Genomic DNA, 14,877 nt, shown 5'->3' with positions numbered 1-14,877 from the left:
GTAAAAATAACCTTCCATGCGGATGAGGGTGGTTGAAGTTCTTTCCGACTGGTCTATGTCTGCTGGCTGGCGGAGCGGCGCTGGAGCAGCACGGCGGCCACGATGATGGCGCCGGTGGCGATCTGCTGGAAGGCGCTCTCCAGGTTGTTCAGGACGAACAGGTTGGTGATGGTGGTGAAGACCAGCACCCCCAGCACGGAGCCGATGATCGTGCCCCGACCACCGGTGAGTAGGGTGCCGCCGATGATCGCGGCGGCGATCGAGTTGAGTTCGTAGAGGTTGCCGTTGGTGTTCTGGCCGGAGCCGGAGAGGACCACCAACATGAAGGCGGCGATGCCACAGCACAGTCCGGAGAGTGCGTAGAGCAGCAGCCGCTGGCGCTTGACCGCGATGCCGGCCAGCCTGGCGGCCTCGGGGTTGCCGCCGATGGCGACCGTGCGGCGGCCGAAGGTGGTGCGGTTGAGCAGCACCCAGCCGAGCACCGCGACCACCGCGAACATGATCACCAGCGGCGGGACGCCGAGGATGTAGGAGTCGCGCCGGCCCAGTTCGAGCACCGAGTCCACGGTGACCATCTGGGTGGAGCCGTCGGTGATCTCCAGGGCCAGGCCGCGCGCCGAGACCATCATGGCCAGGGTGGCGACGAAGGGCACCATCGGCCCGTAGGAGATCAGCACCCCGTTGACGAGTCCGCAGCCCAGGCCGACCGCCAGGGCACAGAAGATGATGCCGCCGATCCCGAAGTCCTGGGTGGCGACCGTGGTGCACCACACCGAGGCCAACGCCACGATGGCGCCGACGGAGAGATCGATCCCGCCACCGATCATCACAAAGGTCATGCCGACCGTGACCACACCGATCACGGACGCCTGCACCAGCACCAGTTGCAGGTTGCTGGTGGTCAGGAACTTGTCCCCCTGGGTGAATCCGCCGATCAGGCAGAGCACGGCCAGCACGGCGAGCAGCGAGACGGTGTGCAGGTCGAGCAACTTGCCCAGGACCAGCTTGGGCCGACCGTTGGAGGCGGCATCGCCCCGCGGCTTCTTCGGGGGCGGCCCCGGTGGCGACGCCTTGTCGAGCGAGGCGGTCGAGGCCGGTTCTTGGGTGGCGCCAGTGGTCACGCCTGGCTCCCTTCCATCACGAGATCGAGAACCCGGTGCTCGTCTAGCTCCCGGGCGGGTGCGCTGTGCACCACCTGGCCCTCCCGCATCACCAGCACCCGGTCGGCGAGCCCCAGCACCTCGGGTATCTCGCTGGAGACCAGCAGGACGGCGACACCGTCGTCGGCCAGGCGGCGGATCAGGGCGTACAACTCGGCCCTGGCTCCGACATCGACGCCACGGGTGGGCTCGTCGAGCAGCAGGACCTTGCAGCGGCGCAGCAGCCAGCGGGCCAGTACGGCCTTCTGCTGGTTGCCGCCGGAGAGAGTGCGGATGCGCGCGTCGGGGTTGTTGGGGCGCAGCGACAGGTCCTGGGTGCTGGCGTAGGCCTCGCGCCGCTCCCTGGACCGGTCCAGCCAGCCGCCCTTGGAGAAGCTGGGCAGCGAGGAGACGGAGACGTTGCGCGCCACCGACTCCAGCAGGAAGAGCCCCTGGGCCTTGCGCTCCTCGGGGGCGAGGCCGAGCCCGGCCTTCACCGCGGAGGTCACGCTGCCCGGCCGCAGTCGCTTGCCGTCCACCAGCACCCGGCCGGTGCTGGGCGGCCTGGCGCCGTAGATGGTCTCCAGGATCTCGGACCGTCCCGAGCCGACGAGGCCGGCGAGGCCGACGATCTCGCCGGGCCGCAGGGTGAGGTCGAGCGATGCGAACTCGCCCTTCCTGGACAGCTCCTCGGCGACCAGCACCGGCTCGCTCCCCGTCGGGTCGAAGGGCACGGCGCGGCGCGGGAAGTCGTACTCGACGTCGCGTCCCGTCATCAGGGCGACGATGTCCTTGGTCGCGGTCTCCTTCGCCGACAGGCCACGGGCGACGGCCCTGCCGTCCTTGAGCACGGTGACCCGGTCCCCGATCCGGCGGATCTCCTCCAGCCGGTGCGAGATATAGACGACGGCGACGTTCTGCGCGGTGAGGTTCTCCACGATCCGGAAGAGGTTGTTGACCTCGTCCGGGTCCAGCACCGCCGACGGCTCGTCCATGACGATCAGTTGGGTCTCGTGGGACAGCGCCCTGGCCATGCTGACGATCTGCTGTCCGGCGGACGACAGGTCGCCGACGATGGTGTCGGGGTGGATCTCGCCGTGTCCCAGCCGCGCCAGCAGCTCGGCGGTGCGCTCCCTGGCGACGGCGCGGCGGACGAAGCCGGCGGTCGAGGTCTCATGCCCCAGATGCACGTTCTCCGCCACCGAGAGGTGCGTCACCAGGTCGAGTTCCTGGTAGATGGTGGCGATCCCCAACCGCATGGCGGAGACCGGGTTGTTGAGGGTGACGTCCTCCCCCTTCCAGCCGATCCGGCCGGTGTCCGGCTGGTGCGCGCCGGCGATCACCTTGATCAGGGTGGACTTGCCGGCGCCGTTCTGGCCCAGCAGGCAGTGCACCTCACCCGGCGCCACGTCCAGGTCCACTCCGTCGAGGGCGCGCACGCCGGGAAAGGACTTGGTGATGCCGGTGAGAGTGAGGATCGGTGGTGGCGCGCTTGCCATGGCTGGTCTCCTGGGCAACTGTGCCGATGCGCGGACATGCGGGGGTAGGGCGGGGGCGGTGCGGTGATACGCCGGTTGTCCGGGGAGGCTGGAGCGAGCCCCGGTAGGGCCGGTTCGGTTCGGTCGCTACGGCTTCACGTCAGGTATCAGGTAGGGGTGTAGCTGAAGAGGTGGTCGCTGATCAGGCGCGCGGCGCCGGTCACGCCGGCGACGGGGCCCAGTTCACCGAGAACGATGGGCAGGTTGCCCGTGGCCAGCGGCAGCGACTGCCGGTAGACCTGGGTGCGGATGCTGGCGAGCAGCGTGTGGCCGAGACCGGTCACCCCGCCGCCGATCACCACGAGTGCGGGATTGAAGAAGCTGACCAGGGCGGCGATCACCTGTCCGGTGCGGGCGCCGCCCTGTCGGATGAGGTCCAACGAGGCCACGTCGCCGGCCGAGGCCGCGGCGGCCACGTCGGACGCGGTGAGACCGCCGGCCGCGGAGAGCCGGGTGGCCAGCTCGACGGATCGACCGTCCCTGGCCGCCTGTTCGGCGTCCCTGGCCAGGGCCGCGCCGCCGAAGTACGCCTCCAGGCAGCCTCGGTTGCCACAGGGGCACTGCCGTCCGTCGGCCTCCACCTGGATGTGCCCGATGTCGCCGGCGCTGCCGGTGGCACCACGGTGCACCTTGCCGTCGGCGACCACACCGCAGCCGATGCCGGTGCCGATCTTGACGCAGATGAAGTCCTGTACCGAGTGGGCGACTCCGGCGTGCCGCTCCCCCAGGGCCATCAGGTTCACGTCGTTGTCCACCATGACGGGACAGCCGAGTTCCTGGCTGAGCACCTCACGGATGGGGAAGCCGTCCCAGCCGGGCATGATCGGGGGTGCCACCGGCACCCCGTCGGGGAAGCGCACCGGCCCCGGGACGCCGATCCCGGCGCCGTCGAAGTGCTCGGCCAGGCCCGCGTCGCGCAGCTTCTGCGCCATCGACAGGACCTGCTCGCAGACCGCGACCGGCCCCTCGCGGACGTCCATCCGCTCGGTGAGATGGCCGAGGATCTCCAACTCCGGTCCGGTGACCGCCACATCGAGGGAGGTGGCGCCGATGTCCACGCCCAGGAACCGCAGTTCGGGCGCGAGCCGGACATTGTGCGAACGTCGACCGCCACGGGAGGCGGCGAAGCCGTCGCCGACCACCATGCCGGTCCCCAACAGGCGGTCGATCTCCACCGCCAGCTTCGACCTGGACAGTTCGATCTGGTCGCCCAGTTGAGCCCGGGAACTCGGCCCCGCGTCGCGCAACAGCCGTAGCAACCGCGCCTGGTGCGCGTTCGCGGGCCGAGCCGTCATGCGCCTCACGCTGCCCCTCCCGCCACCGTCGGCATCGATCCCCGACACGAGGTCCATGCCGGGCTTGCCGTGGGAATGTAGCAGTGGCGGGGCCGGCTGGGAAGAAGTTCCGCATGGATCGCTTGAACTTTCTCCTCGGTGAGGACAAAGATTCCCGAGGCGCCCCTCTGACCTGCTAAAACGTCCACCCCTTCAACGCCTGGACAGCGGCACCCCAGGCGGCAACGGTGAGATAACGGCGAGATAACGGGCAACGGGAGGCCGCGTCGGGCCCGTTTCGGGACGCCTCCGCGACCCGGTCGCGCCGCACGGAACGTCTCCTCCTCCCGTCTTCTCCACGTCCACTCAACGCCCGTTCACCCGACCGGGGGAAGCCCTTCTCCTGGCCCACCTTGCCCGGTCGGAGCGCCGCAGCGAGCCGGGGAACGACCAGGCAGGGGTGTGCACGGTCCGCCCCCTGGGCAGCCGAGAGAAAGACCGCCGTAAACTCGCCTCAGGGAACTGAAGATCGAAGCGGGAAGAGCAGGTTCCCACGCGTATCCCAGACCGCGATCGACACCCCTGCCATTCGGGAATGCTGCCTATGCCACTCACCAGAGCGTCAAAGATGCTCCGCCCCCTGCGAGACCGGCAACGCCCGGCGCCCTCGCCGAGACCCCCGCTGATCCGGGAGCTGCTGCTCGTCGGGGCGCTCTATCTGGCGTACAAACTGGGAAGGCGCGCGGCCAACGGCCAGTTCGACGACGCCTATGCCAACGCCGAACGCGTCTGGGATCTGGAGCGCTTCCTGCGACTGCCCAGCGAGGCCGCCGTTCAGGATCTGGTACTGCACAGCGAGGCATTGATCAGGTTCATAAACGTCTACTACGCGACGGTGCATTTTCCGGCCACGGTGGTCTTTCTCATCTGGATGTACTGGCGCCGTCCGGGCTTCTACGTCTGGATACGGTGGACGATCACCTGGCTGACCGGTGCCGCCCTGGTGCTCCATCTGCTGGTCCCGCTCGCCCCGCCCCGGCTCTTCCGGCCGCTGCGGATGATCGACACCGGCCTGGAGTACGGCCCGGCCGTCTACGACAAACCCGACCCCAACTCGATGGCCAACCAGTTCGCCGCGATGCCGTCCCTCCATGTGGGCTGGGCGGTGCTGATCGCCGTCGGGCTGATCGTGGCCACCCGCAGCCGACTGCGCTGGCTCTGGCTGCTGCATCCGTTGATCACCGCGCTCGCCGTGGTGGCCACCGCCCACCACTACTGGATGGACGGGCTGGTCGCCTGCGCGATCCTCGGCACGGTGCTCTACTTCCTCAGGCCACCGCTGCGCGCCGCCGCGTCGGCCGCACGGGCCGCCGCCCCGGCGAGCAACAGAAGGGTGCCGACCACCGAGGTGACCGATCCGGCCCGGACGCCCGAGGTCGGCGCCGTCGGGAGCGTGGGCGACGGGGACCGGGAGATCGCCACCCTCCGGAAAAAACAGGAACTCGCGGCCCCGGAGGCCGGGCTCGCCCCCAAGGACCACTGAAAGCGCCATTGTTCGACCGCCGGCCGCGTGTCCCCCTGGTTTCATCGGGATCTCCCTCGGGATCTCCCGTCGGGATCTTGAACGGCGCCGCCGGCGGTCGGCCGGCGCGCCTTTCGCTCCCTTGCCGCACCGATTGTCCGCCCCATATCGTTGGGGCCAACTGCCCTGTCCGCACGTGGAAATGACGCGGTGCCAGGGGTCTCGTCGGGGAGGGAACAGCAGATGTCCGGACGTGGGCGCCACCGCCGCTACCGACCCAGCGCGGTGTCCCGCGCCTCGTTGACCGTCACGGCGGGCGGCGCGGGTCTGGCACTTCCACTGGTCAACGCGAGCGGGGCGGGCGCGGCCCCGTTGGAGACCTGGGAACAGGTCGCCGAGTGCGAGAGCAGCGGCGTCTGGGACATCAACACCGGCAACGGCTATTTCGGCGGCTTACAGTTCCAGCAGAGCACCTGGGAGGAGTACGGCGGCACGGCGTATGCCGCGCGCGCAGACCTCGCCACCAGGGACCAGCAGATCGCCGTCGCCGAAGAGGTGCTGCAGGGGCAGGGCCCCGGGGCCTGGCCCACCTGCTCGGTGCGGGCCGGTCTCGACCGGGGCGGCCCGCGGCCGGCCATCTCGCCGGCCACGGGCACGGACCGGGACGCGGAGCGGGACACGGACAGCGATGCCGCCGAGGAGGCGGAGGCCGAGCCGGTGCGGCAGGCAGCGGCGGCGACGACGACCGACGCCCCGGAGCGCCACGAGGTGGTCAGCGGTGACACCCTCTCCGAGATCGCCGAGACCCACCGTGTCTCCGGCGGTTGGCAGTCGCTCTACGACCTCAACCGGGGCACGGTGGGCGGCGATCCCAACCTGATCTTCCCGGGCCAGCGGCTGGAACTGCGCGCCTCCCAGGAGCAGCCCGCCGAACAGCCCGAACCAGAACCCGAGCCTGAACCGGAACCAGAGCCGGAGCCGGAGCCGGAGCCCGAGCCGGAGCCGGAGCCGGAGCCCGAGCCCGAACCGGAGCCCGTCGAGGAGCCGCAGGGTGAGCGCGCCGAGGATCCGGCGCCAGCCGCCGCCGCGTACCACTCCCCCGTCGACGCCGGCACCGGCACCGCGTACCACGCCTCCGGCGGCTCCTGGTCCCTCGGCTACCACACCGGCGTCGACTTCCCCGTCTCCACCGGCACCACGGTGAAGTCGGTGACGGACGGTCAGGTCGTCTCGGCCGGCTGGTCCGGATCGTTCGGCTACGAGGTCATCGTGCGCCACGGGGACGGCCACTACAGCCAGTACGCCCATCTCTCCGCGATCTCGGTGTCGGAGGGGCAGCCGGTGAGCGCCGGGCAGCGGGTGGGCCGCGCCGGCTCCACGGGCAACTCCTCAGGCCCGCACCTGCACTTCGAGATCCGCACCGGCGAGGCGTTCGGCACCGATGTGGACCCGGTCGCATACCTCAGGAACAACGGCGTCACCCTCTGAGCGGCGTCGAGTCTCGGCCAGAATCCGGCCTCGCGGCCCGCCGGCGACGCGCGGGACGCCGCCCGGCGGTGTCCCGCGAGGCGTCGCGGCCTGTTTCGAAGAAGACCGAAGAAGTTTGCGACCGTTCGAACTCGGCCATATCGCACGGGCTTTGAACGATCCGCTTCGCCTTCTCCACGAGGGCGAACGCCCCCGGAGCGCGCGGAACCCGCGCGTGTCGGGCGGGTGTGACGCGTCCGTCAATCGGGACAGATGCTCCAGTACCCGCCCAACAGGAGGAGGTTGACCTTCCGTTTCCTTCCCTGAACTGGCGCGGGGTCAGTAGTCTCATCCGTCGGGGCCATTTAGCGCATATGCAGGGGACATTGGAGACGTCAATGGAACGACCCACCTGGGCACCACAGGGCATTGATCTGTCCGTGCCGAGCGTGTCGCGCATGTACGACTATTACCTCGGCGGCTCGCACAATTTCGAGGTCGACCGCGTCGTGGCCCGCAGGGCGGTGGAGGTGTTTCCCGGCCTCCCCAAGATCATGCAGGCCAATCGCGCGTTCATGCGTCGGGCGGTGCGCTACGCGGTGGCCGAGGGCATCACCCAATTCCTCGACATCGGCTCAGGAATACCCACCCATGGCAACGTCCACGAAGTCGCCCAACAGGCGTGCCCCGAGGCCGACGTGCTCTATGTGGACAACGATCCGGTCGCCGTCGCCCACAGCCGCGCGGTGCTGGAAAACGTCCCCCGCACCGACATCGTCGCCGCGGACTTCCGGCAACCCGAGGCCATCCTGCACAGCGAGGAGGCCGCACGACTGCTCGACTTCGGCAAGCCGGTGGCCCTGCTCCTGGTCGCGCTGCTGCACTTCCTGGACGACGAGGAGAAGCCGCTGGAGAAGGTCGCCACCCTCCGCGACGCGCTGGCCCCCGGCAGCCTTCTGATCCTCACCCACGCCTCCGTCGACAACGGCCCCGTGACCGCCGACCAGGGCGACGAGCTGACCGAGGTGTACCGCGGGAACGGCTCCGATCTGGTGATGCGCGGCGAGTCCGAGGTGGCCCGTTTCTTCGACGGCTTCGAGCTGGTCGATCCCGGCCTGGTCCCCCTGGGCCACTGGCGGCCCGAGGACGCGATCGAGGACGAGGACCCGCTGGCGTTCAGCGGCATCGCCGGGGTGGGGCGCACGGCGTGACCGACTCCCCGCACACCCCCACCCCCACGCCCTCCCTGCCGCCGGACGGGCTGCGGCGCTTCGCCACCATCTGGTGCCGCGCGGTCTATCCGGCCACCACCACCTCCATGACCAAGCGGGAGTTCGAGGGCCTGCTGACGGCCCTCGCCGAACGCCTGGCCAGGGCGTTGCGCGCCCAGCCCTTCGACCCCAGCCCCGGGGTCTTCGTCGGCGAGGCGCTGGTCGCCGCGCACTGCACCGCGCCCGAGGCGCTGCCCAGGGTGCTGGGCGTGGTCGACGCCTATCTGCTCCTGTACTGCGCCGATATCGCCGCCCTCGGCCAGGAGGAGGCGCGCAGCCGGTGCGCCCGCCTCCAGCACGCGATCTCCGCCGGCTTCGCGCGCGCCCTCCAGGAACGCACCCGCAGCGAGCAGGAATCGCTGTCGGTGGCCGCCCTGACCGCCCAGACCGAGATCGCCAACGCCCTCCACGAGAGCGAGACGCGGTTCCGCGCCGTCTTCAGGGACGCCGCGCTCGGCATCGGCATCGCCGATATCCACGGCAACATCATCGACACCAACGACTCCTTCGCCCGGATGATGGGCGGCCAGTCCACCCCGCCGCAGGTCCGCAACGTGCTGGACTGGACCCATCCCGAGGACTCGCCCGAGATGTGGCGGATGCAGCGGGAGCTGATGCGCGGCGAACGCGAGCACTACCAGGTGGAGAAGCCCTACAGCCGCAGCGACGGCACCGTGCTGTGGACCAATCTGACGGTGTCCCTGCTGCGCGACGCCGAGGGCGACCCGCGCTACATGCTGGCGATGATGGAGGACGTGTCCGAGCGTCGGCTGCTCAACCTCCGGCTGCGCTACCAGGCCACCCATGACGCGCTCACCGATCTGCCCAACCGGTCGATGTTCTTCGAGAAGCTGGAACAGGCCCTGGCCGCTGGCTCGCAGCAGAGCCGGGTGGGCCTCTGCTATCTGGATCTGGACGGTTTCAAGGCGGTCAACGACAGCCTGGGGCACGCGGTGGGCGACCAGCTGCTGATCGCGGTGGCCGAACGCCTCCAGGCGTGCGCGGCCGGCCCCGGCCAGATGCTGGCCAGGATCGGCGGCGACGAGTTCGTGGCGCTGATCATCGACCCGCCGACCAGCGACGCGGTGGCCGAGCTGGCGCGCCGCGCGCTGGCCTCGCTGGCCACGCCGGTCACGGTCGGCGACCGGGAGCTGATGGTGCGGGCCAGCATCGGCGTGGTGGAGGGGCCCACGCGGAACCTCACCTCGGCCGAGGTGCTGCGCAGCGCCGACATCACCATGTACCGGGCCAAGGCCGAGGGCGGCAACCGTTACGCGTTGGCCGATCCGGACTCCGACGCCCGGGCGATCAGCCGCCACCACCTCACCCACCATCTGCCGGCGGCCCTCAAGGGCTGCGAGTTCTTCATCGAGTACCAGCCACTGGTGAAGATGGAGGACGGCAGCCTGGAGGGCGCCGAGGCCCTGGTGCGCTGGAGCCACCCCAGGCACGGGGTGCTCGGCCCGGACCGGTTCATCCCGCTCGCCGAACACACCGGGCTGATCGTGCCGTTGGGCCGCTGGGTGCTGCAGGAGGCGGTCCGGCAGGCGTGCAAATGGCAGGTGCGCGGCATCGGCGGCCCCCGTCCGCTGCGGGTGAACGTCAATCTCTCGCCCCGTCAGCTGCACCATCCCGAGCTGGTGGAGGACACCGTCGCGGTGCTGGAGGAGGCGGGCCTGCCGCCGAGCGCGCTCTGCCTCGAAGTGACCGAGACGGCGATGATCCGGGCCGACGAGCATGAGCTGCGGCCGCTGCGGCAGCTGGCCGAGCTGGGCGTGGGGATCGCCCTCGACGACTTCGGCACCGGATACTCCAACCTCGCCAATCTGCGCCGACTGCCCGCCAGCACACTGAAGTTGGACCGCTCCTTCACCCAGGGCCTGCAGCGCACCCCGGCCGATCCGGTGGATCTCAAGATCGTGGAGGGCATCGTGTCGCTGGCGCACGCGCTGCGCCTCTCGGTCACCGTGGAGGGCGTGGAGACCTCCACCCAGGCCGAGCAGCTGCGCGATCTCGGCTGCGATTCGGCGCAGGGCTGGTACTACGCCAGGCCGGGCCCGCCGGAGCGGCTGCCCGAGGCGGTCTGAGCGCGACGCCCCCACGGCCCGGAACGCCCCGGGCCATGGGGGCACGTTCAGCTTTCGATCACCAGCCGGCGCGGCCGGCGGGCGCGGGGCGGTGGCAGCCGCAGCGGGCCGGCGCCCGGGGTGATCGAGCCCAGCACGGCGGCCTCCGCCGCGCCCGTCGCCGCCGGCACGTTCCCCGGCAGCCCGTGCAGGGTGAGAAAGCCCAACAGCGCGAACAGCAGCGCCTCCTTGGCGTCCGACGGCAGCCCCAGCTCGTCGGTCGGGCGCACCTCGGCGGGCGCCGCCAGGGCGCGCAGCCGGGCGAGCAGCGTCGGGTTGCGCACCCCGCCGCCCGAGACCAGCAGCTCCGTCAGCCCGAGTCCCGCGGCGGCCTCGGCAACCAGCACGGCGGTCAACTCCGTGACGGTGGCGACCAGATCGTCGGGCGCGATCGGCTCGGCCGGCAGCCGGTCCCGGAGATAGCCGGCGTGGAACAGCTCCTTCCCCGTGGATCTGGGCGGCGGCAGCCGGTAGTAGGGCTCGGCCAACAGCCGGGCCAGCAGCGCGGGATCGACCCGCCCGCGGGCGGCGGCGGCACCGTCGACGTCCATCCGCAGCGCGCCGCCGCTGGTCTCCACCACGGCGGCGTCGATCAGCGCGTTGGCCGGGCCCACGTCATAGGCGACCAGCCGGCCGGCGGTGTCCCGCGCGGTGATGTTGGCGATCCCGCCCAGATTGACAACGCCCCGGCCGGCGCCGCCGGGTCCGCCCCCTTCGCCGTCGCCGTCGCCGCCGAGCAGCAGCAGGGCGTCGAGCAGCGGCACCAGCGGGGCGCCCTGTCCGCCCTTGGCGATGTCCCGGGTGCGGAAGTCGGAGACCACGGGCAGCCCGGTGGCCTCCGCGATCCAGCCGGCGGCGCCCAGCTGCAGGGTGCCCAGCGCCCGCGCGCCGCTGGTCCAGTGGAAGACGGTCTGGCCGTGCGAGGCGACCAGATCGGTGGCGCCACCGGCCAGCTCGGCATCGGCGCTGGCCGCGACCCGGCCGAAGAACTGGCCCAGCCAGGTGTCGAGTCGGCAGACCCGCTCCAGCGTGGTTTCCGCCGGCGGAAGGCTCTCGGTCAGCGCCTCGCGCAGCTCGGGCGGCAGCGGCACGCCGAGCATCCCGAGGGGCCGCACCACCACCCGCTCGTCCGGCGCCTCGCCTGGCTCGGGCGCGAACGAGAGATCGGCGACGACCGCGTCCACCGCGTCATGGGAGGTGCCGCTGAGCAGACCGATCACCCGAAGCGCCCCGAGGGCGGGCCGCCCGGGGGAACCCGCAGTCGAAAACACTGTGAGATCGCCCGTTGTCGGCTCGGTAGGATAAGTGAAGTCCATGAAAGTGATCCGTCACCCTCCGTGACCCGTCACTGCCTGCTCATTCCTCTCACCATTGGAGCATCCGAGGATGGCCCGACACCTCATCACCAGTGCGTTGCCCTATATCAACGGGATCAAGCACCTGGGGAACATGGTCGGCTCGATGCTCCCCGCCGATGTCTACGCCCGCTATCTACGGCAACGCGGACACGAGGTGCTCTATATCTGCGCCACCGACGAGCACGGCACACCCGCCGAGCTGGCGGCCCAGGCGGCGGGGCTGCCGGTGGACGAGTTCTGCACCCAGCAGCACCAGGCCCAGAAGGCGATCTACGACGGCTACGGCCTGAAGTTCGACTACTTCGGGCGCACCTCGTCCGCGCAGAACATCGAGATCACCCAGCACTTCGCCCGACGCCTGGCGGAGAACGGCTTCATCGAGGAACGCACCACCCGCCAGGTCTACTCGATCAGCGACGGCCGTTTCCTGCCCGACCGCTATATCGTCGGCACCTGCCCGTACTGCGCCTACGAGGCGGCGCGCGGCGACCAGTGCGAGAACTGCACCCGGGTGCTCGACCCCACGGATCTGCTGGACGCCCGCTCGGCCGTCAGCGGCAGCACGGACCTGGAGGTGCGGGAGACCAAGCACCTGTTCCTGCTCCAGTCCAAGCTGGAGCCCGAGGTCGACGCCTTTGTCGAGCGCCATGGCGCCGAGTGGCCGACGCTGGCCTCCTCCATCGCCAGGAAGTGGCTGACGGAGGGCCTGCACGACCGTTCCATCACCAGGGACCTGGCGTGGGGCGTCCCGGTGCCGGCCGATGTCTGGCCCGAACTGGCCGCCGAGGGCAAGGTGTTCTACGTCTGGTTCGACGCCCCGATCGGCTATATCGGCGCCACCAAGGAGTGGGCCGACGCGGCCGGCGAGGGCGAGTCGCGGGACTGGCGCTCCTGGTGGTACGAGGCGGACGACACCGTCCGGTACACGGAGTTCATGGCCAAGGACAATGTGCCGTTCCACACCGTGATGTTCCCCGCCACCCAGCTGGGCACCAGGGAGCCGTGGAAGCAGGTCGACTACGTCAAGGCGCTCAACTGGCTCACCTACTACGGCGGCAAGTTCTCCACCTCGCAGAACCGCGGCATCTTCACCGACCAGGCGCTGGAGCTGCTGCCCGCCGACTACTGGCGGTACTTCCTGATGGCGTCGGCGCCGGAGTCGGACGATTCGGCGTTCTCCTGGGAGCTGTTCTCCTCCACGGTCAACAAGGATCTCGCCGACACCCTGGGCAACTTCGTCAACCGGGTGCTGTCGTTCTCCCGCAAGCGGTTCGGGGACGAGGTGCCCGCCGGGCACGAGCCGGGCGAGGCGGAGCGGGCGCTGGGCGAGGAGGTCGCCGGGCTGCTGGCCGAGTACGAACAGCAGCTGGAGGCACTGCAGTTCCGCAAGGCGGCGTTCGCGCTGCGCGCGCTGTGGAGCGCGGGCAACGTCTATCTGGAGTCGAAGGCCCCCTGGAAGGAGATCAAGGCCGATCCGGACGCCGCGGCGCTGACGCTGCGCACCGCCATCAACCTGATCCATCTCTACGCGGTGGTCTCCGAGCCGTTCATCCCGTTCACCTCGGCCGCCATCCGCGAGGTCTTCACGCCGACGGACGCGGACGCCAGGGCCCGGCTCGACACCGACTGGGTGACCGCCGACGCGGCCCGCGCCCTGGACACGGTGGCGGCCGGCACCCCGTTCACCGTGCCGCCGGTGCTCTTCACCAAGCTCACCGACGACGATCTGGCCGCCTACCGCGAACGGTTCGGCGGCGAGGAGGGCTGAGCCGAGGGCCCCGCCTCCGCCGGCGTCAGGATCGATCCGTCGGCGGGGGCTGGGCCTCGTCGCCCTCGCGGGTGGCGATCAGATGGCGCACCAGCGCGACCAGCACCCGGGTGGCCGACGCCGCCTTCCGCGCGTCACAGCTGACGACGGGCACCCGGGCGTCGAGGTCCAGGGCCGTCCGCACCTCGTCGGAGGTGTAACGGACGGCGTGGTCGAACTCGTTGACCGCGACCACGAAGCCGACGCCCCGGCGCTCGAAGAAGTCCACCGCGGGGAAGCTGTGTTCGAGCCGGCGGGTGTCGGCCAGCACCACGGCGCCCAACGCCCCGTGGCACAGCTCGTCCCAGACGAACCAGAACCGCTCCTGGCCGGGGGTGCCGAACAGATAGAGCACATGCTGGTTGTCCAGCGTGATCCGGCCGAAGTCCATTGCCACCGTGGTGGTGGTCTTGCGCTCGACCCCGGTCAGGCTGTCGGTCTCGGCGCTGAGCTGGGTGAGCAGTTCCTCCGTGCTCAACGGCTCGATCTCGCTGACCGCCCCGACCAGGGTGGTCTTGCCCACGCCGAAGCCGCCGGCGACCAGGATCTTGGCCGTGGTGGGAAAGGGCTCAGAGCCGTTCGCGGAGTCCACGCAGCACCGCCTCCAACAGTTCTCGGTCGGTCGGGGATGCGCCGGTCGCGGCCGGCGCGTCGACGGTCACCGCGCCACAGGCCAGCAGGTCGCCCAGCAGCACCTTGGTCACGGTGGCCGGCAGCCGCACCTGGGCGGCGATCTCGGCGACCGAGATCGGCCCCGAGCACAGCTTCAGCACCTGGTGGTGCTCGGGCCCCGGCGCCTCCCGGCGCACCGCCCGCCCGGTCGCCATCACCAGGGTCATCAGATCCAGGCGCACCGGGGGCCTGGTGCGACCGTCGCTCGCGGTGTACGGGCGCATCAGCCGCCCGGCGTCCTCGTCGAGCCACGCGCCGCACGGGTGTCCGACCACCGGATCAGTACCCGGCCGGCAGGCGCAGCGGGGTCTCCAGGACGGAGCGGACGCTCTTCACCAGCAGCGTCAACTCATAGCCCAGCACGGCCACATCGGCCCTGCGGTCGGCCAGCGCGGCCAGCACGGACCCCTGGCCGGCGCTGGCCACCGAGAGCAGCGCCGACTCCCACTCCACCACCACCTGCCGCACCTCGCCACCCTCGGCGAATCGGGCGCCGGCGCCCCTGGCCAGGGCGTGCAGCCCGGAGGCGAGCGCGGCCAGCTGCTCGGCGGCGTCCCGCTCCAGCCCGTGTGCGGCCTTCACCAGGCCGTCCGTCGACAGCAGCAACGCGCTGCGGGCATGTGGGACCCGCTCGACGAGGCCGGTCAACAGCCAGCCGAGATCGGGCTGTTGACCCCTGGGGGGATCGCTCGCCATGATCACC

The 14,877-nt window shown here is 70.6% G+C and carries 12 protein-coding genes; 5 read left to right on the top strand and 7 right to left on the bottom strand.

What is annotated here, in order from left to right:
• Positions 1–53: 53 nt before the first annotated feature.
• The 3 genes from AOM46_RS18465 to AOM46_RS18455 all read right to left on the bottom strand — a co-directional run bounded on the left by AOM46_RS18465 (position 54) and on the right by AOM46_RS18455 (position 3,972).
• On the bottom strand, positions 54–1,121 hold the full coding sequence (locus tag AOM46_RS18465) for an ABC transporter permease (protein WP_062213303.1): 1,068 nt from the start codon (positions 1,119–1,121) through the stop codon (positions 54–56).
• A complete protein-coding gene (locus AOM46_RS18460; RefSeq protein WP_062213301.1) occupies positions 1,118–2,638 on the bottom strand; it encodes a sugar ABC transporter ATP-binding protein in 1,521 nt (506 codons plus the stop codon). The genes AOM46_RS18465 and AOM46_RS18460 overlap by 4 nt, the downstream gene beginning before the upstream one ends.
• Before the next feature lie 146 nt (positions 2,639–2,784).
• On the bottom strand, positions 2,785–3,972 hold the full coding sequence (locus tag AOM46_RS18455; RefSeq protein WP_062213299.1) for an ROK family transcriptional regulator: 1,188 nt from the start codon (positions 3,970–3,972) through the stop codon (positions 2,785–2,787).
• A 583-nt stretch (positions 3,973–4,555) separates the two neighbouring features.
• On the opposite strand from AOM46_RS18455, the gene AOM46_RS18450 reads away from it, so the two are divergent.
• The 4 genes from AOM46_RS18450 (at position 4,556) to AOM46_RS18435 (ending at position 10,298) form a co-directional block, all read left to right on the top strand.
• A complete protein-coding gene (locus tag AOM46_RS18450) occupies positions 4,556–5,494 on the top strand; it encodes a phosphatase PAP2 family protein (protein WP_370592738.1) in 939 nt (312 codons plus the stop codon).
• A gap of 222 nt (positions 5,495–5,716) precedes the next feature.
• Positions 5,717–6,961 carry a transglycosylase family protein gene (locus AOM46_RS18445; protein WP_062213296.1) on the top strand — a complete coding sequence of 415 codons (1,245 nt, stop codon included), beginning with the start codon at positions 5,717–5,719 and terminating at the stop codon, positions 6,959–6,961.
• A gap of 377 nt (positions 6,962–7,338) precedes the next feature.
• On the top strand, positions 7,339–8,151 hold the full coding sequence (locus AOM46_RS18440) for an SAM-dependent methyltransferase (protein ID WP_062213293.1): 813 nt from the start codon (positions 7,339–7,341) through the stop codon (positions 8,149–8,151).
• Positions 8,148–10,298 carry a bifunctional diguanylate cyclase/phosphodiesterase gene (locus AOM46_RS18435; RefSeq protein ID WP_062213291.1) on the top strand — a complete coding sequence of 717 codons (2,151 nt, stop codon included), beginning with the start codon at positions 8,148–8,150 and terminating at the stop codon, positions 10,296–10,298. Before AOM46_RS18440 ends, AOM46_RS18435 begins: the two co-directional genes overlap by 4 nt.
• A 47-nt stretch (positions 10,299–10,345) precedes the next feature.
• Here the strand turns inward: AOM46_RS18435 and AOM46_RS18430 are convergent, their stop codons facing one another.
• Complete coding sequence (locus AOM46_RS18430) at positions 10,346–11,557, bottom strand: anhydro-N-acetylmuramic acid kinase (RefSeq protein WP_234313844.1); 1,212 nt, start codon at positions 11,555–11,557, stop codon at positions 10,346–10,348.
• 166 nt (positions 11,558–11,723) lie between these two features.
• Between AOM46_RS18430 and metG the strand changes: the two genes are divergently transcribed.
• Positions 11,724–13,463, top strand: a complete 1,740-nt coding sequence (gene metG / locus AOM46_RS18425) for a methionine--tRNA ligase (RefSeq protein WP_062213285.1) — start codon at positions 11,724–11,726, stop codon at positions 13,461–13,463.
• Positions 13,464–13,488: 25 nt separating this feature from the next.
• Here the strand turns inward: metG and AOM46_RS18420 are convergent, their stop codons facing one another.
• From AOM46_RS18420 to AOM46_RS18410, 3 genes are read right to left on the bottom strand one after another with little or no spacing between them, the layout of a single operon-like run.
• The gene (locus tag AOM46_RS18420) at positions 13,489–14,094 is read right to left on the bottom strand and encodes an ATP/GTP-binding protein (RefSeq protein ID WP_062213283.1); all 606 of its coding nucleotides are present in this window, start codon (positions 14,092–14,094) and stop codon (positions 13,489–13,491) included.
• A complete protein-coding gene (locus tag AOM46_RS18415) occupies positions 14,072–14,398 on the bottom strand; it encodes a DUF742 domain-containing protein (protein ID WP_062213762.1) in 327 nt (108 codons plus the stop codon). Before AOM46_RS18415 ends, AOM46_RS18420 begins: the two co-directional genes overlap by 23 nt.
• A 55-nt stretch (positions 14,399–14,453) precedes the next feature.
• Positions 14,454–14,870: a roadblock/LC7 domain-containing protein gene (locus AOM46_RS18410; RefSeq protein ID WP_062213761.1), complete on the bottom strand. Its 417-nt coding sequence runs from the start codon at positions 14,868–14,870 to the stop codon at positions 14,454–14,456.
• Positions 14,871–14,877 lie beyond the last annotated feature (7 nt).

It is taken from the genome of Streptomyces sp. NBRC 109706 (assembly GCF_000974485.1).
Lineage (GTDB): Bacteria > Actinomycetota > Actinomycetes > Streptomycetales > Streptomycetaceae > Streptomyces.
The sequence above is the reverse complement of the archived record's forward strand: the minus strand, read 5'-3'. Positions and strand labels throughout refer to the sequence as shown.